This window comes from Bacillus sp. ISL-55, from assembly GCF_018613155.1.
In the GTDB taxonomy this organism is placed as follows: domain Bacteria; phylum Bacillota; class Bacilli; order Bacillales; family Cytobacillaceae; genus Mesobacillus.
On the sequence record NZ_JAGGQU010000062.1, the window covers coordinates 1 to 18,754 of the forward strand.

Sequence of the window (18,754 nt, forward strand, 5' to 3'; positions counted from 1 at the left end):
AAGAGGAAGCTGAAGGAAATTTGTCTGAACCCAAGGCAACTTCGGACAAAACAAGAGGAAGCCGCCGGAAATTTGTCTGAACCCAATGCAACTTCGGACAAAACAAGAGTAAGCTGAAGGGAATTTGACTGAACCCAATGCAACTTCGGACAAAACAAGAGGAAGCCGCGGGTAATTTGTCTGAACCCAATGCAACTTCAGACCAAGACAGGGGAAGTCAAAGGGGACTTGTCTGAACCTGAGACTACTTCTGAAAAAGTCGGATTAACCCAGCAGCAAATTGTCTTAATCAAGCTGTGGCTTGGAAGACCTTACTCCTTAATCATAAAACTTCATATGTCCTTTTTCATTTTTGTAATAGTCAATTCTATCTTGTAAGGTACCTGTATGGAACTCGAATTTATGCCCATCTGGGTCTGTAAAATAAATAGACATTTTATCTTTTTCATTTCTTAGGCGGCCTGCTAAAATATTCACTTCCAAATCTTTCAGTCTGTTAAACATAGGTTCAAACTCTACTTCATCAATTGAAAATGCTATATGTGTATATGATTGATGTATTTCTTGACGAGGTATGTCTTTCTCAATATTCAGGGCAAGCCAAATACCATTTAAATCTAAGTAAGCTGTAGTTTTACCTTTTACTAACAATCTCGCATCAAATACATTTTTATAAAAATTTATCGATTTCTCCAAATCAGAAACAGAAAATAATAAATGGTTTATCCCCTTGATCGACACTTTTCTCACCTCGGAAATAATAATACCCACTAGATAAACTATTCTTATAAATAAGATACCAGAATAACCAAATCCCTTGAAGTTTCCTTTCAAAAATGAAGGATTTTAATCATTGATGTGGAAATTAAAGGAAGATAAAGGGGGGGCTAAGAATGTTTTTTAAAAGAAAAACATACAGAATCAAACCTGACAAAATGAATGAGATCAATAATTTCTTTCATACCAATGACTATCCTGTTCATATTAAAAATGGCGCAAAATTAGTAGGCAGATGGGTGAACGACACTAAGGAAGAAATTCTGGTGATCTGGGAATATAGCAGCATGGAACATTATGAAAGGATCAATAGTTTAATTGAAAATAGTGAAGAGTACCAAGCAGCAATGAAGGAGTTAAGCGGATTTTGCACAGAGACTGACAAAGATTTCTTGTCTTCAACCGCCCCTTATCCTTCGGCCTATCATCCGCCTAAACATATATTATCTGTTAGTGGATATATCACCAACAAGGATGGTGAAGTCCTCTTGGTCAGGAATTTTCACCGGTCCGACACAATGGAAATGCCTGGCGGCCAGGTAGAAGAAGGGGAAACATTGGAAGAGGCCATTCATCGCGAGGTATTTGAAGAGACGGGAATTAAGGTGAATTTACATGGTATTACAGGTATTTATCAAAACGTGACTAGGGGAGTAACATGTGTAGTTTTCAGAGGTGAGTATCAGTCTGGTGAAACCAGGACAGCTGAGGGTGAAACTTCAGAAGTCTTTTTTGCAAAAATAACGAAAGAAAATATAGAACAATTTATTACGAGAGAACAATTTAGAAACAGGGCTCTAGACGCAATGGATGCGAACTACATACCATACGAAGCGTTTAAAGCAAGACCTTACGAGCTAGTTAGTAGATTTGAAGTCAAAAAGGAGTATAGTTAACAATTTCCTGAGGTATTTCTACTTCAGAGATTGGTTAAGAAATTTGACGGTCGTGAGGTTACATCAGTAAAAATTAAGGCAAAGTATGGTCCATCAGAGACTGGCATTAACCGGGAGAATCTTAAGAATCAAAATCAACCAGATGAAGTACATAGTAATATAAATAAATTTTACCTTCCCTTCCAGAGGTTAAGGTGGAAAGTTAACTAGCTGCCAATTTGGCAGCTTTCATTTTTTACTCAAGTTTATAAGTGTGAAGCATAATGATACTGGTCACCGGAATTTCAGGGTATATTAGAGGTTATGATGGAAGTGTATTCTAGAGTTAACACTAATTATAGAGGAGATTATTATGTCTGTTAAAATCACACCAAAGGGAGAGCAGCTGATTCTTCAACAAATAGGCAATTTAGAACAAGAGCTGAAGCAAGTCCGTATGGATAAGAATATTGCCTTTAATGCTTGCGGAGATGATAAGTTAGCTAATCCTAATTTTCATAAATTAGAGCAGGATGAACGTGTATTAGTGGAGCGCATTCAGGAGATGCGGCATACGTTTAAGTCTGCAGAATTTATTAAGGTTGATGAGCGTAATACTGAAGTAGTAGGTATAGGCTCAATCGTGAAGTGTTCGTTTGAGTATACAGATTTTACCGAAGAAGAAATCTATGAAATTGTCGGTTATGGCGAGTCGAATGTAGACGAAAACAAAATTTTCTATGATACGCCCGTTGCGAAGAAGCTGATAGGGTTAAAAATTGGCGACGAAACTGTGTTGTCAGTACCTTCTGGAAGAGTGAAATGCAAGGTTTTGAAAATGTATAGCGGTTGGGAAGAAGTAGAGGGATAATGTTTAATTCATATGATCTATTATAATCAGTTGCGTTGATCCTAGAGATTAACGCTTTTTTGTTTGATCACTTTTTCGCAATTCTTTGCAGTTGCGTAATGTAATTCTCAGTATATCTTCATAAAGCCGCTTGGAGTATAAGTAACTCCAAGCGGCTTTTTAGTAAAATCGGTTGGGTTTACTATTGTAATATTTGTGTGTAATACAGATATTTAAGATAAATATTGTTATGTAAACTAATGCGTATTCACTAAAGAAGACTACAAACAAAGCATTCTTCTTTTATGTTAAAAAAAATATTACGCCATTAAGGGTGCGGTAGTTTAAAATTCGTTGTTCAGGATATAACAGAATAAGAATGTCACGGGTCAGGACTTTCTGGCGCTTTTTTCTGTTTATGTGAAGATGTGGTTTAAAATAATATTATTATGTAAACAAATCTGTAACAAAGAATAAATATCTGCATATTGCCAAATATAACTATAGAAAGAGGGAAGGAGTCTGTCTATGAACTCATATGAAATGACAAATATGATTATTGATGAGGAATCTTATGGAGAGGAACATGTAACAGTTGAATTTACTGTTGAGCAACAGAATTATATCGTTACCTTTCAAAAATCAGACCTTGAATTGATGAATGCCTGGATTGTTAAGAATGACAAAACACTGCCTGCAAACTTGTCTGAGGAGTTAATGGATGCTATAAGAGAAGACATCAAAAAGAAAATCTAGTCGGTGACTAGATTTTTCTTTTTACAGAGATTCCTGCACAAATCAATCCGAAGTATGTTGGTGCTTCGTAAGAGAGAAATTCTACAAGTCTCTCTTCGGGAGGGATGGCGCCAGCAAGGATGAGGGTTTGCCAGATTCCGTCTGGTTTGGCGGCTTCAATGAAATCGGCATCGAAGTCTGCCATTTTTTCAAGTTGATTGGCTTTAATCAACTCAACTGCTTGTTCATCGAGTTCCCTAGCTGCTGGATCAAACCCATAAGGTCCTTTTTCATCATGAGCATGAGCCCAATCACAGCTGGCAATCAATCCGACTTTCTTGTCGTATTGAGCCACTGCTGAAAGAAGCGATGCTCCAAATTCCATATGCTGTTGGAAGGAAAGATCTCTTGATGGTGTAATCACGACGACGGGAACATCAGGCATGAAGCGAAGCGGGACGATAGCACCCCAATCCAGCGGCAGGCAAGAGACCGGTCCTGCAGCCGTTCCGAAATTTATTGTCGAGGTTGGCTGTCCATTTTTCACTGCTTCTTCATTAATTTTTCGCGCCAAGTCTCTCTCTACCAATTTTTCCATCGAAAAAGTTGCCTCATTTTCACTCCAGCTTCCTCTCAGACGTTCTGAATCAGTTATGGAAAATCGGCCATTGATTCTCGTTCCATGAGGAGTAAGAACAACAATACAATCTGGTTTGGCTTCAGCCATTTGCTGTCCAAGCCTCTCCATGCTTTTTCTAGTGGCATCCATCCTATCTGGAAGGGCCCCTTGCAATTCAGGGATGATCTCACCACCGTGAGGGGCAATACACGCAAAAACAAATGGATTCAAGGTTGTGACCTCCTTTTACAAAAGATAATTAGATACCGAGTATAAAGATTCCTTCTTGATTTGCAAATTCTTGCTTGTATAACTGTCTTGATTTAAGGGTAAAGACAGTTATCGAGACAGCAAGGAGGAAAACAAATGGGGAAAAGTATCGAAAGGAAAGTGCCATTTGGACTTGCTATCATCCCTTTGTTAGTTATGGTAGTTTCAATGGCAGTAACAATTGTAAAGTTTGAAGGAGACCCGCATATTCCGCTGATTATCGGAACGGTGGTGGCAGGTCTTGTTGCCTGGTTTGCAGGCTTTAAGTGGAATTTTATCGAAGAAGGTATATATAAAGGAATCAAAATGGCTTTACCGGCAATTCTGATCATTATCACAGTTGGAATGATCATCGGTTCGTGGATTGGCGGCGGAGTTGTAGCAACGATGGTATACTATGGCCTGAAAATCATGAGTCCTTCCATGTTCCTTGTATCAATAAGTATAATTACGGCACTGATTACTCTGGCAATAGGAAGTTCATGGTCTACAATGGGTACGATAGGTGTTGCGGGTATGGGAATCGGCATGAGCATGGGCATCCCGGCACCTATGGTAGCAGGGGCGATCATTTCAGGCTCTTATTTCGGAGATAAAATGTCGCCATTGTCCGATACAACCAATCTGGCGGCAGGAATCACGGGAACAGATCTGTTTGCCCATATTCGCCATATGGTTTATACGACAGTGCCCGCCTTTTTGATTGCTCTGGGCGTCTATTGGTATCTTGGCAGGGATTTTAGCAATGCAGGAGTGGATAATCAACAAATTCTTGAAATCATGAATGTGATTCAATCAAATTTTGTGATATCACCATGGTTATTGCTAGTACCAGCGGCAGTCATTTTACTGGTTGCCTTTAAGGTCCCAGCACTTCCGGCCCTTATCGTAGGTGTATTCCTTGGGTGGATTACCCAATTTACCGTCCAGGGTGGCGCGTTAGCAGATGCGGTCAATACACTTCAAAACGGTTTTACGATTGAAACTGGGAACGCTTCTGTCGACGAGCTTTTCAGCAGAGGCGGAGTTCAGGATATGATGTATACCGTATCTCTGGCTCTTATAGCGATGGCTTTTGCAGGTGTTATGGAGCAGACTGGTATGCTTCAGTCAATCGTAGAGAAAATATTGAAGCTGGCCCGGACCGCGCGAAGCCTGGTCGTCTCAACAGTTGTCACTTCATTTTTAACAAATGTTGCTGCAGGCGAACAGTACCTATCAGTTCTTTTACCAGGGCGAATGTATAAAAAAGCATACGATGACAAGGGACTTCATTCGAAAAACCTATCACGTGCAGTAGAGGATGGAGGCACAGTGACATCACCGCTAGTTCCATGGAATACTTGCGCCGTGTTCATTATTTCAGCCTTGTCAGTACATCCATTCGAATACGCACCATATGCAGTACTGAACTTCACAGTACCGATATTATCAATTATCTTTGCATTGTTCGGTTTTAAACTGGAGTTTGTGAAGAAGGAGAGTTCGACAACAGAATCTGTAAGGAAAGCTTCATAGTTAAGAGGGCAGTCCCAATAGGGTACTGCTCTTTTTGTTTCTTAGCTCGGTGGACAATATGGCGAGAAGAATTTCTTAGGGGAATTACCGGGTGAAAGGAAATATCGAGATTTACTGATGGATATCGGGAAGGTGGAAATTGTCTTTATTAAACATTAATCCAGGGGAAATAAAAAACAGGCTCTAATTAAAGAGCCTGTTTGTATAATCAATTATGATTATGCTTTTTGAACGTTAGCAGCTTGAGCTCCACGAGCACCTTGCTCAACGTCAAAAGTTACTTTTTGACCTTCATCTAAAGACTTGAAGCCTTCACTTTGGATAGCAGAGAAGTGTACGAATACGTCGTCTCCATTTTCACGTTCGATGAAGCCGAAACCTTTTTCTGCGTTAAACCATTTCACTGTACCTTGTTCCATTTTTGTTGCCTCCTAGTGCTATCGCACAACTTATTACTATCCTTGCCCAAAGTGATCATCAAGACGAAAAGTCAAAACTTATACTATCCTTTACACCGAACAAAAATAATTCTTATTCATCATAACAAAGAACAAAAGAAATTGCAAATCATCATTTCAAAATCTAAAAAAGCACTGTGATATTAGTGTTGTTTAAGGAGGGTGCTGCAGTGTTTATTACTGAAGAAACAAAGGCTTTTTATAAAAACTATAGGAATTATTATAGATGGGCTGAATAACCTTCTGAATGAAGATTAAATATCAACATATAGAAAGTCCATGACTGGGGGATGGGGTATGAAGGAAACGAAAGAAAAAAGATTTAATTTTCCAGCTGGTTCTGGAAAGGCAATTACTTTTGGTTCTGCTTTAGCCATTACTATATCTTGGAGTATTCATAAATCAGTACTTTGGGCCATGATTCACGGGTTCTTTAGTTGGTTTTACGTTATATATTATGTTTTGACTAGGTAAGTCTTACAATAGGTTTAACGAGGCATTATATAAATAAAACGCTTGGATTCCTATATCCAAGCGTCTGTACAATATTTGAGCTTCAAGAATCCTGTAGAAGGATCAATCAGTTGTTATTCAACATTGGTTTTATTTTTTAATTTCGCCCGGCCCCTCTTTGGAAGGCTCTTAGGTGGTTTTTCGAAGCATTTCCTAACTGGGTAAATACGACTTTTACATCCTCCGGCAGGGAAGGAATTGTTTTTAATTTATCATACATCGCAATATTATCGATTTCCCCCTGAACTCCTGCATTAAAAGCTTCCTTCAATGTTCCAGGTGTTGAAACATATTGTTTAGCACTGTCTTCGGGAATTTGTTTGTCGTACTTTTGAAATAACGTAAGTAGGGCATTGATATGTTGCTGCTCCGCCGCCTTAATATTGCTGAATGGCCTGATGTTGCCGAATTTTCCGATGACAGCGTCGTAACGAGCCTGTGCAAGATATTCGTCCTGGATGGCATATACTAAAGCTTCATCCAATGTAATCGAGGAATCATTCAGTGCACCTTTAGCACCAAAGTCAGCAGGCACCTCAGTTTGCGCCTGGGCAGCTCCGGAAAAACTCATGAATAAAAACAGGCAGGCTGCTAGTGGAATTAATTTTGACTTCATTTTTAAACACCCCTTATGTAAAATAATCAATCTTATTGTCTTCAATGTGGGGATTTTGATTCATAAAACGCTATGGGTTTAATTTGTAGAGATGATTCGATATAATAGACGTAACTTTTTTCAATAGGAGAGATACAATGTTTTCAAATATAGGATTTCCAGGATTGATTCTGATTCTCGTTATTGCGCTGATCATTTTTGGGCCAAACAAACTCCCGGAAATCGGACGGGCAGTCGGCAAGTCGATGAGAGAATTCAAGAACGCGACGAATGGACTTGCAGATGATGTTAAGAAGGAAATCGGGGGAAACGAGCAAAATAAAAAGAGTTAGTTAAAGCTGCCAGTGGCAGCTTTTGTTCTTTTTACAGAAAAAAACTGTCCGATCATTACCATCGGACAGCCATGAATATCTATTTCCTGAAATATATGTGAATGGAGGACAGCAGCAGGATGAGTCCATTCAATATATACAAACCAGTATAAATTACAGTCATGATCCCTGCCCCCCATCCAGAATCATCCCATGTAAAACCGAGATACAGAGAACTGAAAAAGATCACTGGTGTAAACAGAAGAAAGACCAATCCAGCCATAATTCGTCTTTTAATATTCCTCGCAGAATACTTCACTGCTAAATAATTCGCAATCCCAAAAAGAGCAAGATTCATTAAGAGCGTCACAATCATTCCGATTGATTCTGGCATTTTATTTTGCTCCTTTTCTTAAAATCTTTATGACCAAGGCAAAGAGGAATAAAACGATAGTACAAACTAGTAAACCGGCTGCCAGCATGCCGACACCAATTCCTGCCCAAGGATCTACCGTGGCGGCAACAACAAAGCTTGCGGCTAATGTCAATAACCCAATTGCCAGGCTGATTAACGACGGCAAAAACACTTTTTCATGCTTGACGTAAACAGTTATTAGCATGAACAGCACTGTATATATCAGGCCAACTGTCCAGCTATTGACTGAGTAATCGATGGCCTTCATGACAAAGTTGCTGGATTCAAGGTCCGGCATTTCAAGCGTAAGTTCCTTTAACTTTTTGGTTTCTATGTCTACTGTCCTCAACTTATACTCCTCTGGTTCTTGCGGCCAATTGAAATATTCCAGGAAGAGAACTTCATTTTTTTCGTTAAAAAACACAGGAGAAACGACAGATGAATTCAAGTCGGTGAGCCTTTTGGTATCTCCATCTTGCAAATCTATCAGAAATAAATCGTATTCAAACAGGGAAGTGTCCTTTGATTCATCAGTGATCGTCGTATAAGCTAAAGCATTAAGCTTAGGCGAAAGCGTGAGATGAAAAAAATCTGTTGGTATTTTACCGCTTAAATCTGCTGTATACACCCGTTGATCCTTCAGGTCAAAAGCATTTATATCGTCAAAATCCTTGAAGAGAATTTCCTTCTTTTCAGCAGAAAAGGCGAGGCTATCCATTGTATAGAAATCTCGATCAGATAACTGCTCCATTTGTGATCCATCAATTTTAACGGAAAAAAGGTCATACCCCTCCTGAGTTTCCCCCTCAGTCTTCTTAAACTCTTCCGCAGGCATGCTTGCGAAGAAAATCGTTTCGTTGTCATCAGAAAAGACAGCGCCAGAAATGTGCTGTGAGCTTTCTGAAAGTTGCTTAGGATTGGTCCCATCGACATTTGCTATGTAAAGCGATTGAATATGGTTACGGTCCTGTGATAAATATAAAATCTTGCTGCCATCTGGTGAGAACTTCGGATCAGAGTGATAAACCTCGTGAGGATTACTCACTCTCTTAACATTTGTTCCATCCTGTCCAGCTGTATAGATTGCAGATTTTCCATTATTAAAATAGGAAAAGGCGATGAGCTGATCATCATTAGAGATGGCTAACCCACTTCCAAGACCGGTATAATAGCTATAGGCATCCCGGTCGGCCAACAACATATAACTAATGCTTGAAATCAACAACAAAGCAACAAAAGCAATTGCACCTAATAAAGTTTTATTTCTACTCACTCGTCATCCCCCTTAAAATACCGATATATTTACCATATATACAATATAGTGTAAAATTACACTAATTAAAAGGGTTTTTTAGGAAAAATTATAAAATTCACTATAGTGAGTTATTTTTTTATAAGACTTAGCAGCCATGACAAGCCAATGTAAAAATATTTCAACTGATGTTCATAATAGGACAATTTAAACCATGGTAAAATAAAAGAGAAGGAACCGCTGAATACCAGGGGGTGCTGTGATGGATAAAAGGATTCAATCAGGAAAAAGACGTCCATCCAAACGTGTGATCACTGCCAGAAAAGAAATGCGGTCTGCTCATTTACTCCATGAATTTGACGAAGACGATCATGACTGGAAAAAGGAAAGAAAACACAACATTCACCACTCCCATTCATCACCATCAAAAGGCCATGATTACAGATTAACGAAACGCAAAAATAGGGAAGCTTACAGATCTCAACGAGACGAATATTAATCATAGTACTGTAACGGCTGTCAAAAGTGGCAGCTTTTTTTATTGGGCATAAAGACTTTTAGAATAGCTACGAGCTGGGAAATGTGACAGCTTTCCGGTTGAAAGCGCAAAGCTGTCTGAAGTATCTTCTGGTTCGGACAAGTTTAGGGGTGAATCAGGAAAAGCTGTCCGAAGTATCTTTTGGTTCGGACAAGTTTAGGTATAAAGCAGGAAAAGCTGTCTGAAGTATCTTCTGGTTCGGACAAGTTTAGGGGTAAGGCAGGAAAAGCTGTCTGAAGTAGCATCGAGTTCGGACAGGTTTAGGGGTAAGGCAGGAAAAGCTGTCTGAAGTAGCTTCAAGTTCGGACAGGTTTAGGGGTAAGGCAGGAAAAGCTGTCTGATGTAGCTTCAAGTTCGGACAGGTTTAGGGGTAAGGCAAGAAAAGCTGTCTGAAGTATCTTCAGGTTCGGACAGGTTTAGGGGTAAAACAGGAAAAGCTGTCTGAAGTAGCTTCAAGTTCGGACAGGTTTCAGGTTTGAGACCCCAAAGCTGTCAAGAAACTGTGATTATTTTGACAGGTTTTAGTGGTCAGAGCTTAAAGCTGTCAAGAAAACGTGATTATTGTGACAGGTTTCCGGGTTGAGAGCCCAAAGCTGTCAAGAAAACGTGATTATTGTGACAGGTTTTAGGTTTCAGAGCTCAAAGCTGTCAAGAAAACATGCTTATTGTGACAGGTTTTAGGTTTCAGAGCTCAAAGCTGTCAAGAAAACATGCTTATTGTGACAGGTTTTAGGGATGAGAGGTCAAAGCTGTCAAGAAACAGCCGTTATTGTGACAGGTTTCCGGGTTGAGAGGTCAAAGCTGTCAAGAAAACGTGATTATTGTGACAGGTTTCGGGGTTGAGAGCTCAGAGCTGTCAAGAAAAACGTGCTTATTGTGACAGGTTTTAGTGTTCAGAGCCCAAAGCTGTCAAGAAACCGAAATAATCATGACAGCTTTCGGTGTAAATGCAGAAAAGCTGTCATGATAGCCTCTCCCTTAACCTGGCAATCTTGCCAAGCCCGGTGATAACTTCTGATTACCACCAAAAGCTGATACTCAAAAGCTTTTTTTAAAAATTTGATAACGCAATTGGAAAATTAATCTAATTTTATATTGTGATCTCCACTATATAGTGTTACGATATACCTAGTAAGTAGTAATCCGATATAGAAAAGGAGGACATTGCATGAGTAAAACTGAGCTTTTAAAAGGCAGTACTAGCATGATTTTGTTGTCGCTGCTTTCGGAAAAAGAGATGTACGGGTACGAAATTACCGAGAAGGTTCATGAGGTGAGTGAAGGGTATCTCAGTTATAAAGAAGGAACTCTGTATCCTGCGCTGAAGAAAATGGAGCTATCGGGGTTGGTTGAAAGCTATTGGGTAAGTTCTCAGGATGGTCCGCGCCGTAAATATTACCGAATCACCAAAACTGGGAAAAAAGCTTTGGCAGATCAAAAGCAGGAGTGGAATATGTTCAAGAAAGTTGTACATCGAATTGTAGGTGGCGGAAGTGTCAACACAAGAATCAATTAAACAATTCGATGACTATATCAAAAGGCTGGTTCGTGATTTACACTTGGAGGAAGAGGAAAAAAGGGAACTGGAAGAAGAGTGGACTCAGCATTTATATGACCACTACTTTTCCTTGCAAAAACAAGGTATGGGAAGATCAGAGGCAATAAAAAGTGTTCTTGAGCAATTTGGGGACATGCAAATGATCCAGGCGGAAGTGAATGAAAGCTACCCAAGCGCTATTAAGTCCCAAATCCAAAAAGAAAGTGTGATTGGGATTATTTGCATCATTGCCAGCTTGATTGGCCCAATGATATTAATAGGTGCCTATTTTCAACCATATTTTATTTCTGCCTCACTAATAGCATTGGTTTTTGCTTATCTTGTTCATCGTTTTATTGCCAAACGTCAGTCGGACTGGAGTCTGTCAGTTATCGGATTGATCGCCATCTACGTATTTTTCTTTCAGTTTTTTAAAAAAATGTCCGGTTCATCATTGTCATTAGATCAATATAGTGTCCACTTATTCACTTTGGATTGGAACAGGCTCACTGGTTCTGGCGGACTGTTTGAATTCGTGACAATCCACATGATGTGGTATGTGATTATAGCAATGCAATTCATCACCAGTAACAATTACACCCCTGTATGGAAAAGGATCTTGAACTCGAGTTTCCAGTATTGGGCGATGCTCTTAATTGGTGTATTTCTGGCAATGTTTCAATCAAGTGGTGAATGGTCGGTCCTTTTTATAAATGTCTTCCTTTTGTACGCATTCCTGCAGCATACGATATCCATCAAAGTAATCACCATTTTTAGCCAAAAAGTGTCACGGATGTTTTATCGGCAATCAATTTAACTTCTTTGGAGGTATGAATGAAGGAACTTAAGAGGGGAATTGTCCCATTTTTATTAGTCATGCTAGTTGCGTTCGTAATGACCGATTTTGGGGATGGAGAAATCAAATATATTATGGCAAACTATGAGAGCCTTCCAGTGCAACAAAGGAACTTTATTAAAGAAAACGGTCCTGGCGGAACTGGGATGTTCCAATATGATGGTTCATCTTACGCTTTCATTGCTACTGAACCGGATGAGAAAGTGGATGTTTTATTCGTAGGGAAGGCGGAAGATGGCGTTGGAAATGAAGTGAGATACAAGGTTGTCAAAAATGATGGTGCTGATGATATTAAGATCATTGATGGGAGGATGGGAAGGTTTGCGTTATACCTGTTACGTCTGGAAAAAGTAGTCCCAACTCCGTTTGGTTTTAATAATGTAAATCTTTAATTAGCTGCCAGGATTGGCAGTTTTTTTATTTTCATTACGGTAAATAGTGGTATAATTGGGAAGTGTGAAGAAATGACTAGCTGATTGGGAGGTGCTATCTATGCAGCTGACACTTTCAGCCGTTGCTTTTTTAACAATAGTATCTCTAAGCATTTTCATCATGAGAACTAGAGCAAAAGGGCAAAGGAGAGCGATTGTAGGTCTTATCTTCTTGGCAACTTCATCTGTGGCGGTAGCCTTAGCGTTAAATTCGATGTATTCGCTCGTGTTTTTTGCATCGCATTTGATCCTATTGCTTTTGGCTATAAGCTTGGCGTTAAAGGATCAAAAGGAAAAAAGTAATAGAAGTATAAAGTAGTTTTTGGCATTCATACGACTTTTCCGCGAGTTATCAGAACTCAATATATGACCAACAAAACGGACAAGCTCGTCTGTTTCTTTTTTGATTCTGAAAAGAACAAAAATGTTGAATATTTTTCTAAAAAAATATAGAGTATTATAGTCTCTACCATTTATCTGTTGGTAAGTTTATCTATGGCTTTTAAAAGGTATATGGAAATAGGTAAATGAAGAAAACGTAGAATGAAACTCAGTAATATTCCTTTGGATTGTGCAGGGCTTAATGGGTAATTCTATTGTTAATGAGACATTTACATAAGAGTTGTGAAAGAGGAAGGAGAGAGGTTGATGGAAGGAATTTGGCTTGAATATGCCTGGGCATTATTGATCTTAATCGGTCTTGAAGGTTTGTTATCTGCTGACAATGCTCTTGTATTGGCAATCATAGCGAAACATTTACCTGATGATCAGAAGAAAAAGGCGATAAATTATGGAATCTTGATGGCATTTGTCTTCAGGTTCGGGGCATTATTTGCGATTTCATTCATTGCGAATGTTTGGCAGGTACAGGCAATTGGTGCTGCATACCTGCTTTACCTGGGGCTGAAGCATGTCATCCAGGCTAAGTTTGGTAAGGAAAATGAAAATATTCGTGAGGAAGAAGAGAAGGAAGCAAAAGGAATGGGCTTCTGGCCGACTGTTGGTAAAATCGGTTTAGCAGACCTTGCTTTTGCGATTGATTCAATTCTTGCGGCAGTTGCTCTTGCCCTTGGTCTACCAGATTCACCACTTGGGGAATTTGGCGGTATGGACGGCGGAAAGTTCATTGTCGTTCTTCTAGGAGGAATAGCCGGTCTGATCTTGATTAAATACGCAGCTACCTGGTTCGTTAAGCTGCTTGACCAGCGTCCAGCATTGGAAACAACTGCTTATGCAATTGTGGCATGGGTTGGTGTCAAGCTTGCAGTCATTACTTTGGCTCATGAAGATATCGCGATTCTTGACCATGATTTCCCGCATAGTACTCTTTGGACAACCATCTTCTATGGAGTATTGGTAACGATTGCTCTAGTCGGATGGTTTGCCCCAGCGAAGAAAACTAAAGGTGAAGGCAACTCTTTATAATGAAAGAACCAAAAAGTGCGTGTAATCCTTTTAGGGATTGCCGCACTTTTTTGTTGCTTCAATCCATCTACACTCCAGCGTGGAATAGTCATTATAAGGATCATTTCACGTAAAGGAGTATTTATAGGAGGCGTTTGGATCAATGACTCATCCGTATTCCGTCAGGACAATTACCCATATGGCGGTGTGAAACTTAGCGGACTGGGCAGAGAAGGCGTGAAAAATGCGATGGAGGAAATGACCGAGATGAAATTTATTGGGGGTCGGCTATAATTCGGAGAGATTTAAACCGTTACGTTTAAGGTGGAAAACGATATATCTTTAAAAGAAATGGCATACGAATTGAGGTATGCCATTTTTCTTTAATATTTATAGAGAATCAAGATCAAAAATGACATAATAATTTTATAATCATGGTTGTTATTCACTCAATTTAATTATAAACAGCGTAAAAAAGAAAAGTCATTTCCGCTGATATAATAAATTTTACATTACAAATGCTTATTGAATTAAAGAGGCAGGTTGCTCAAAAGTTCTTGAATGAGAAAAAAGGAGGGTGAAGATTGGTATGGGAAAACGTAAAAAAGCAACCATAATTATTGGCACATCAATCATTTTTATATATGTAATATTCGCAATTATAGAAACAGTCAATCTGAGTTCCAAAACAGTCGAAGAAGCTTTCGAAAAATTCATTAACAGTGAATTTAAAACAGAAGTTTCTCAGAATGCAATTGGGAATAAAGTGTATTACAGAAAAGGTAAATCTGTATTCGTACCATTTGAAGTTAATAATAATGTTTCATTAGTTCAGTTAGAGAAAGGAGTATTTGGTTGGAAACGAACATATTATTCCCTCAATAGTAATGAGGGTTACTCATATTCAACTTTTATTGATGAATTAAATGGGGATATTCTTTTACATGGAGTCATACCAAAGGAAGTAGTTACTGAGATAAAGACCATAAAAGTTAATGGAAATGAAGCAGATATTGTTATGCTTAATGAAAAAAGTAAAATCTGGTTAATGATGAATGATAATAAAGATAACTTCAATAACATTAAAATAGACTTCTTAGATGAAGTTGGAAATGTAATTGCTGAGATGTAAGAAAGTTAACGGTGCTGCAAAGGAGTCTATATTATGAAACTCCCAATATGGTTCTTAATTAGTTTAATTGGAATTTGCTTCTTGCAATGGACTTTAGGATATTGGATTGAATTAATAACAAATAATGCAAGAGATGCTTTTTTAATAATAATTGCAATTTCTTATATTGTATATCCTGTATTCACAATCTTTTCAGTCATTTCCCTCAGAAAAAATAAAGCATTAACAAGAACAAGTAAAAAAATAGGTGTTACATTATTGCTTTTTGGTTTCATTACTAATCCAGCAGTTTTCCAAGCATTGAGGCAAGTTCTTTAGCTTTGATCGCCCCGCCGAATAGGTAATTGTTATTGAACGAACGATGCAAGTTTTTTTCTTCTACTCCTTTAAAGACACAGAAAAAGAATTTAGAGGTAGATATGCAATTTATGATGTTGAAACAAAAGAAATCCTAGCAGGTGGAGGTATGTATTTCCCAAAGTATCCAGCATATAAGGATTCTCTGAATTAACAAATGAGTAACTTTAAAGAGACGGGTGCGTTGATCCAGAAGGATTAACCGCCTTTTTTGTTGAATTCCATATTGAACAAACGGGGCAGTAAAGTTGAAGAAGAAATTAAAGCTTAGATACTATGAGTTTGGTCATACTTATGGTCCTGGTAAAAACTGGATGTAAACCATTCAACTGTTGGTGGTTACATCGCGAGAGATATTCATAGTATGATTTAAACGCTGATATGAACATGACGGCAGCTACAGCTGCCCTGGCGCCTGCCAAAGAGATGAGGTCATTTTTAAGTATGAACAAGTCAAGGAAGCTTCCATCAAGTTCGATTTCACTTTTAGCGATTTCTGTAATTGGCTTGAAATCGGAGAAGAGCCAATGAAGAGCTAGTAACGATATTGTGAATGCACTCCAATTGTTAGAGAAATCTACAAATTGGAGTGCTGTTTTTTATGGGGAAGTATTCTTTTGGGACGTAAAAGGACAGCGTACCTTGAAATACTAAACAGGAAGTAGCCAGAAAATATAGTGGGGAAAGAGGTAAAAAGGCATTTTTTGTTGAATCACTTAAGTTTGGCCCAGGGTACGGATTTAACGATCCCCACATATGTTCCTAATGAAGTTTGATGTTCTTACATAAGTAAAAAAAATGAAACCTCTTTCGGTTAACGGAGTCTAAACTATAAGAAAGGAGGGCACGAGATGCACCCAGAGGAAAACATTAAAGAGGTTAGCTTAGATGAAACGGATAAATCCCGCTTACTAGAAGTAGCTTTTTCTAAATATGGAAAGCAAGTGTTTTCTCTTGCGTATTCATTTGTCAAAAACAAATCATTAGCTGAAGATGTTACACAAGAAGTTTTTTTAAAGGTGTTTAAAAATATCGATTCTTTTAAAGGAAAATCGAGTTTAAAAACATGGCTATACAGGATAACGATTAATCAATGTAAAGATACTTTAAAAACAAATTATATAAAGTCTTTTCTCCCTTTATTTCATAATGAATCAACAGTTGAAAACTTTGAAAATCAGCTTATTAGAGATGAAGAGAGCGAAGAGTTAATTCTAAAGATTTCTACTCTTCCGCACAAGTATAAAGAAGTTCTAATCCTATTTTACTTTCAAGATCTACATATATCGGAGATAAGCGAGATTTTAAAGGTTAATGAAAATACCGTTAAAACCAGGATGTTAAGAGCCAGAAGCTTATTGAAGAAAAAATATGCAGGGAGAGATTTGGATGGAAGATAAATTAAGAAGTGCAAAAAAGTACATCGAGAATCAACTAGATCAAGAGTCATTTTCAAGAATGAAAAAGGTTATAACGCACAGGAAAGAGGAGAAGTTCAAGAAGTATGCTATTCGGTATAGCCTTAGCTTTTTATTTGTTATATCTAGTAGCGCTCTTATTTTTCTTATTGTCACCAATTCTATAAATGATAATTCCCCATCAGATAGACTAGAAATCGCCGAGAGTGAAGAAAGGGAAAAGGAAAACTTAATTTCTCATACTTTTGCTTCCCAAGAAGGAGTTACGAAGGAAGATATAATTAACCGCATGATGAACACTGGCAAATACTTTGATATTATTGTAGGCACTTACGTCTTTGAAGCAAAAGGACAGAATATAAAAGAAGTTTATGACATTAAATTAGACTTAAGAAACAAGCGAACAAATGGTTATATAAAATCAGAAACGGATAATGCAATTCAAGAATACTTCATACCACGCGAGAGTAATATGGATATAAATAATAACTTAGAACTCGCAGGCACTCCAATTAAACCCAATAACATTGCGCAAGTACTGAAAGCCGAAATGGACCATTGGGACATAATTAAAAAAGAAGAATTCTCAAACCTTCAGACTGTCGTTATAGAAGGAAATATTTCAGAGTATGATAATAATAAATTTAAAGTTTGGATACACACAGGGACCGGGATAATCTTGAGGTTAGAAGAGACAAATGAAAAAGGAGAATTAGTCTCTTCATATAACTTTGAAGAAATCAGATTTAACACAGAATTTCATGAATTAAGTAATCCCCAAGTGGTTCAAGATTTAAATGAAAGAAGTTATTTTGGGCAGCTTTCTGATTATCGCCTAACAGTCCTACCTAGCGGAACCAAAAGAGTAGAGGTGAAGTCTTTAAAAGAACAATCATCAAGTATCATATTTATTAGGGACGGGCAGGAGAAAATCCACTTTAAAGTCTTTTTAAAGGGAATTATTGATCAAGAAGAATATATTAATGGTGAAACCATAGATCTAACTAATGGTGAAACAGGTTTCTTTATAGACGGCAGGAATCCTGCAATTATGTGGGAAAACTCTAAAACCGGAAAATTATATTCTATATATATTGAAAAAAGTAAAATCAATGGCGATGATGTAAAAACTGAATTGACAGAAATAATAAATAGAATTATTAACAAATAAACTCGCTCAACCCAACGTTTTACGACTATCTTCTAGGCTAGGTAAACGGCCGAGGGCACTCATTTAACCATGCCTGTATAGAACGCAATAAAGAGGCCTACTACACAGGATATCCGATTCGATTAGTAGCTGGAAGAGTAAACACAAAGGAAAAGGTATCACCTAAATTAAAAATGCTAAAGACCAACAGAGAGAAAAAAGATGATTCCCGTACAAGAGGGAATCATCTTCACTGATGTTGTTGAAGTAACGGGTGCGTTGATCAAGGAGGATTAACCGCCTTTTTTGTTGAATTCCTTATTAAACATAAGGAGCAGTTTAGTAAAAAAAGGTTTGAAGTTCAGTAAGGAATTTAATAAAAACTCTTAGAGAAATAACTTTTTATTTACCATTGGAAAAAACAGGAGACAAAATTTCCTTTTAAGTGTAAAATTACACTAAAGGGGCGGTTAGGATGTTAAAGAGAATAGCTATTATTGTAATAGGGATTTTTGTGTTGGTACCTCTAGTAGGATTTTATTTGTTGAACTTTGGAAATCCAATTCATAAATTTGTTGCAAACAGGTATGTTCCCGAATATTTAATGAAACAAGGATATGAAGATGATGATATAAGTGAGTCCCATTATGTTGAACCAAAACATAGGGTAAATAAAGACTACTATCACGGTCATTATACAGTTGTAACTGCTAGACTAAAGT

Annotated in this window: 23 protein-coding genes and 1 pseudogene; 18 read left to right on the forward strand and 6 right to left on the reverse strand. The window is 37.9% G+C overall.

The features are described 5' to 3' along the window. Nucleotides 1-318: 318 nt before the first annotated feature. The gene (gene fosM / locus J7E32_RS22110) at nucleotides 319-741 is read right to left on the reverse strand and encodes a FosM family fosfomycin resistance protein (protein ID WP_483297632.1); all 423 of its coding nucleotides are present in this window, start codon (nucleotides 739-741) and stop codon (nucleotides 319-321) included. Between the two features lie 152 nt (nucleotides 742-893). Between fosM and J7E32_RS22115 the strand changes: the two genes are divergently transcribed. The 3 genes from J7E32_RS22115 (at nucleotide 894) to J7E32_RS22125 (ending at nucleotide 3,258) form a co-directional block, all read left to right on the forward strand. Then, a complete protein-coding gene (locus tag J7E32_RS22115) occupies nucleotides 894-1,673 on the forward strand; it encodes an NUDIX domain-containing protein (RefSeq protein ID WP_214911728.1) in 780 nt (259 codons plus the stop codon). 352 nt (nucleotides 1,674-2,025) lie between these two features. Continuing rightward, nucleotides 2,026-2,523, forward strand: coding sequence for a GreA/GreB family elongation factor (locus J7E32_RS22120; RefSeq protein ID WP_214911729.1), 498 nt, complete (start codon nucleotides 2,026-2,028; stop codon nucleotides 2,521-2,523). A 507-nt stretch (nucleotides 2,524-3,030) separates the two neighbouring features. Further along, nucleotides 3,031-3,258 (forward strand): hypothetical protein, encoded by a 228-nt coding sequence (locus J7E32_RS22125; RefSeq protein ID WP_214911730.1) that lies wholly within the window; start codon nucleotides 3,031-3,033, stop codon nucleotides 3,256-3,258. Between the two features lie 7 nt (nucleotides 3,259-3,265). On the opposite strand, the gene J7E32_RS22130 is transcribed toward J7E32_RS22125, so the two are convergent. After that, the gene (locus J7E32_RS22130) at nucleotides 3,266-4,087 is read right to left on the reverse strand and encodes a DODA-type extradiol aromatic ring-opening family dioxygenase (RefSeq protein WP_214911731.1); all 822 of its coding nucleotides are present in this window, start codon (nucleotides 4,085-4,087) and stop codon (nucleotides 3,266-3,268) included. A 147-nt stretch (nucleotides 4,088-4,234) separates the two neighbouring features. Between J7E32_RS22130 and nhaC the strand changes: the two genes are divergently transcribed. Then, a complete protein-coding gene (nhaC, locus tag J7E32_RS22135; protein ID WP_214911749.1) occupies nucleotides 4,235-5,644 on the forward strand; it encodes a Na+/H+ antiporter NhaC in 1,410 nt (469 codons plus the stop codon). A 218-nt stretch (nucleotides 5,645-5,862) separates the two neighbouring features. On the opposite strand, the gene cspC is transcribed toward nhaC, so the two are convergent. Continuing rightward, complete coding sequence (gene cspC, locus J7E32_RS22140) at nucleotides 5,863-6,063, reverse strand: cold shock protein CspC (RefSeq protein ID WP_010331195.1); 201 nt, start codon at nucleotides 6,061-6,063, stop codon at nucleotides 5,863-5,865. Between the two features lie 336 nt (nucleotides 6,064-6,399). Between cspC and J7E32_RS22145 the strand changes: the two genes are divergently transcribed. After that, a complete protein-coding gene (locus tag J7E32_RS22145) occupies nucleotides 6,400-6,576 on the forward strand; it encodes a hypothetical protein (protein WP_214911732.1) in 177 nt (58 codons plus the stop codon). 136 nt (nucleotides 6,577-6,712) lie between these two features. Here J7E32_RS22145 and J7E32_RS22150 read toward each other — a convergent pair whose 3' ends face one another. Next, nucleotides 6,713-7,231: a ferritin-like domain-containing protein gene (locus tag J7E32_RS22150; RefSeq protein ID WP_214911733.1), complete on the reverse strand. Its 519-nt coding sequence runs from the start codon at nucleotides 7,229-7,231 to the stop codon at nucleotides 6,713-6,715. A 137-nt stretch (nucleotides 7,232-7,368) separates the two neighbouring features. Here J7E32_RS22150 and J7E32_RS22155 point away from each other — a divergent pair, with 137 nt between their 5' ends. Next, nucleotides 7,369-7,563, forward strand: coding sequence for a twin-arginine translocase TatA/TatE family subunit (locus J7E32_RS22155; RefSeq protein ID WP_214911734.1), 195 nt, complete (start codon nucleotides 7,369-7,371; stop codon nucleotides 7,561-7,563). A gap of 79 nt (nucleotides 7,564-7,642) precedes the next feature. Here the strand turns inward: J7E32_RS22155 and J7E32_RS22160 are convergent, their stop codons facing one another. Together J7E32_RS22160 and J7E32_RS22165 are read right to left on the reverse strand one after the other, a co-directional pair. Next, nucleotides 7,643-7,936: a hypothetical protein gene (locus tag J7E32_RS22160; protein WP_214911735.1), complete on the reverse strand. Its 294-nt coding sequence runs from the start codon at nucleotides 7,934-7,936 to the stop codon at nucleotides 7,643-7,645. Between the two features lies 1 nt (nucleotide 7,937). Further along, complete coding sequence (locus tag J7E32_RS22165) at nucleotides 7,938-9,230, reverse strand: TolB family protein (protein ID WP_214911736.1); 1,293 nt, start codon at nucleotides 9,228-9,230, stop codon at nucleotides 7,938-7,940. 241 nt (nucleotides 9,231-9,471) lie between these two features. Between J7E32_RS22165 and J7E32_RS22170 the strand changes: the two genes are divergently transcribed. From J7E32_RS22170 to J7E32_RS22225, 12 genes and pseudogenes are all read left to right on the forward strand, one after another. Beyond that, a complete protein-coding gene (locus J7E32_RS22170; protein WP_214911737.1) occupies nucleotides 9,472-9,708 on the forward strand; it encodes a hypothetical protein in 237 nt (78 codons plus the stop codon). A 1,207-nt stretch (nucleotides 9,709-10,915) separates the two neighbouring features. After that, the gene (locus J7E32_RS22175) at nucleotides 10,916-11,263 is read left to right on the forward strand and encodes a PadR family transcriptional regulator (RefSeq protein ID WP_286183716.1); all 348 of its coding nucleotides are present in this window, start codon (nucleotides 10,916-10,918) and stop codon (nucleotides 11,261-11,263) included. Next, a complete protein-coding gene (locus tag J7E32_RS22180; RefSeq protein ID WP_214911738.1) occupies nucleotides 11,241-12,101 on the forward strand; it encodes a permease prefix domain 1-containing protein in 861 nt (286 codons plus the stop codon). The genes J7E32_RS22175 and J7E32_RS22180 overlap by 23 nt, the downstream gene beginning before the upstream one ends. A gap of 17 nt (nucleotides 12,102-12,118) precedes the next feature. Next, the gene (locus J7E32_RS22185; RefSeq protein ID WP_214911739.1) at nucleotides 12,119-12,532 is read left to right on the forward strand and encodes a hypothetical protein; all 414 of its coding nucleotides are present in this window, start codon (nucleotides 12,119-12,121) and stop codon (nucleotides 12,530-12,532) included. A 100-nt stretch (nucleotides 12,533-12,632) separates the two neighbouring features. After that, nucleotides 12,633-12,890: a hypothetical protein gene (locus J7E32_RS22190; RefSeq protein ID WP_214911740.1), complete on the forward strand. Its 258-nt coding sequence runs from the start codon at nucleotides 12,633-12,635 to the stop codon at nucleotides 12,888-12,890. Nucleotides 12,891-13,219: 329 nt separating this feature from the next. Then, nucleotides 13,220-13,996, forward strand: coding sequence for a TerC family protein (locus tag J7E32_RS22195; protein WP_214911741.1), 777 nt, complete (start codon nucleotides 13,220-13,222; stop codon nucleotides 13,994-13,996). A 123-nt stretch (nucleotides 13,997-14,119) separates the two neighbouring features. Continuing rightward, nucleotides 14,120-14,269, forward strand: a pseudogene (locus tag J7E32_RS23360) (aldehyde dehydrogenase family protein); the annotation flags it as partial. A gap of 295 nt (nucleotides 14,270-14,564) precedes the next feature. Beyond that, nucleotides 14,565-15,107 carry a hypothetical protein gene (locus J7E32_RS22205; protein ID WP_214911743.1) on the forward strand — a complete coding sequence of 181 codons (543 nt, stop codon included), beginning with the start codon at nucleotides 14,565-14,567 and terminating at the stop codon, nucleotides 15,105-15,107. Nucleotides 15,108-15,140: 33 nt separating this feature from the next. Continuing rightward, nucleotides 15,141-15,425 carry a hypothetical protein gene (locus tag J7E32_RS22210; RefSeq protein WP_214911744.1) on the forward strand — a complete coding sequence of 95 codons (285 nt, stop codon included), beginning with the start codon at nucleotides 15,141-15,143 and terminating at the stop codon, nucleotides 15,423-15,425. 890 nt (nucleotides 15,426-16,315) lie between these two features. After that, on the forward strand, nucleotides 16,316-16,864 hold the full coding sequence (locus J7E32_RS22215; RefSeq protein WP_214911745.1) for a sigma-70 family RNA polymerase sigma factor: 549 nt from the start codon (nucleotides 16,316-16,318) through the stop codon (nucleotides 16,862-16,864). Continuing rightward, entirely contained in the window at nucleotides 16,854-18,053 is a 1,200-nt protein-coding gene (locus J7E32_RS22220; RefSeq protein WP_214911746.1) for a hypothetical protein, read from the forward strand. Before J7E32_RS22215 ends, J7E32_RS22220 begins: the two co-directional genes overlap by 11 nt. 454 nt (nucleotides 18,054-18,507) lie before the next feature. After that, a partial coding sequence (locus tag J7E32_RS22225) for a DUF3139 domain-containing protein (RefSeq protein ID WP_214911747.1) occupies nucleotides 18,508-18,754 on the forward strand: 247 nt, incomplete at its 3' end.

What these genes read in the sequence shown, in the direction of transcription:
- J7E32_RS22125 (WP_214911730.1), top strand. Translation starts at nt 3,031, where the DNA reads ATGAACTCATATGAAATGACAAATATGATTATTGATGAGGAATCTTAT.
- J7E32_RS22220 (WP_214911746.1), top strand. Translation starts at nt 16,854, where the DNA reads ATGGAAGATAAATTAAGAAGTGCAAAAAAGTACATCGAGAATCAACTA.
- J7E32_RS22190 (WP_214911740.1), top strand. Translation starts at nt 12,633, where the DNA reads ATGCAGCTGACACTTTCAGCCGTTGCTTTTTTAACAATAGTATCTCTA.
- J7E32_RS22215 (WP_214911745.1), top strand. Translation starts at nt 16,316, where the DNA reads ATGCACCCAGAGGAAAACATTAAAGAGGTTAGCTTAGATGAAACGGAT.
- J7E32_RS22145 (WP_214911732.1), top strand. Translation starts at nt 6,400, where the DNA reads ATGAAGGAAACGAAAGAAAAAAGATTTAATTTTCCAGCTGGTTCTGGA.
- J7E32_RS22175 (WP_286183716.1), top strand. Translation starts at nt 10,916, where the DNA reads ATGAGTAAAACTGAGCTTTTAAAAGGCAGTACTAGCATGATTTTGTTG.
- J7E32_RS22120 (WP_214911729.1), top strand. Translation starts at nt 2,026, where the DNA reads ATGTCTGTTAAAATCACACCAAAGGGAGAGCAGCTGATTCTTCAACAA.
- J7E32_RS22185 (WP_214911739.1), top strand. Translation starts at nt 12,119, where the DNA reads ATGAAGGAACTTAAGAGGGGAATTGTCCCATTTTTATTAGTCATGCTA.
- J7E32_RS22150 (WP_214911733.1), bottom strand. Translation starts at nt 7,231, where the DNA reads ATGAAGTCAAAATTAATTCCACTAGCAGCCTGCCTGTTTTTATTCATG.
- J7E32_RS22195 (WP_214911741.1), top strand. Translation starts at nt 13,220, where the DNA reads ATGGAAGGAATTTGGCTTGAATATGCCTGGGCATTATTGATCTTAATC.
- J7E32_RS22205 (WP_214911743.1), top strand. Translation starts at nt 14,565, where the DNA reads ATGGGAAAACGTAAAAAAGCAACCATAATTATTGGCACATCAATCATT.
- J7E32_RS22160 (WP_214911735.1), bottom strand. Translation starts at nt 7,936, where the DNA reads ATGCCAGAATCAATCGGAATGATTGTGACGCTCTTAATGAATCTTGCT.
- J7E32_RS22210 (WP_214911744.1), top strand. Translation starts at nt 15,141, where the DNA reads ATGAAACTCCCAATATGGTTCTTAATTAGTTTAATTGGAATTTGCTTC.
- J7E32_RS22155 (WP_214911734.1), top strand. Translation starts at nt 7,369, where the DNA reads ATGTTTTCAAATATAGGATTTCCAGGATTGATTCTGATTCTCGTTATT.
- J7E32_RS22115 (WP_214911728.1), top strand. Translation starts at nt 894, where the DNA reads ATGTTTTTTAAAAGAAAAACATACAGAATCAAACCTGACAAAATGAAT.
- cspC (WP_010331195.1), bottom strand. Translation starts at nt 6,063, where the DNA reads ATGGAACAAGGTACAGTGAAATGGTTTAACGCAGAAAAAGGTTTCGGC.
- J7E32_RS22170 (WP_214911737.1), top strand. Translation starts at nt 9,472, where the DNA reads ATGGATAAAAGGATTCAATCAGGAAAAAGACGTCCATCCAAACGTGTG.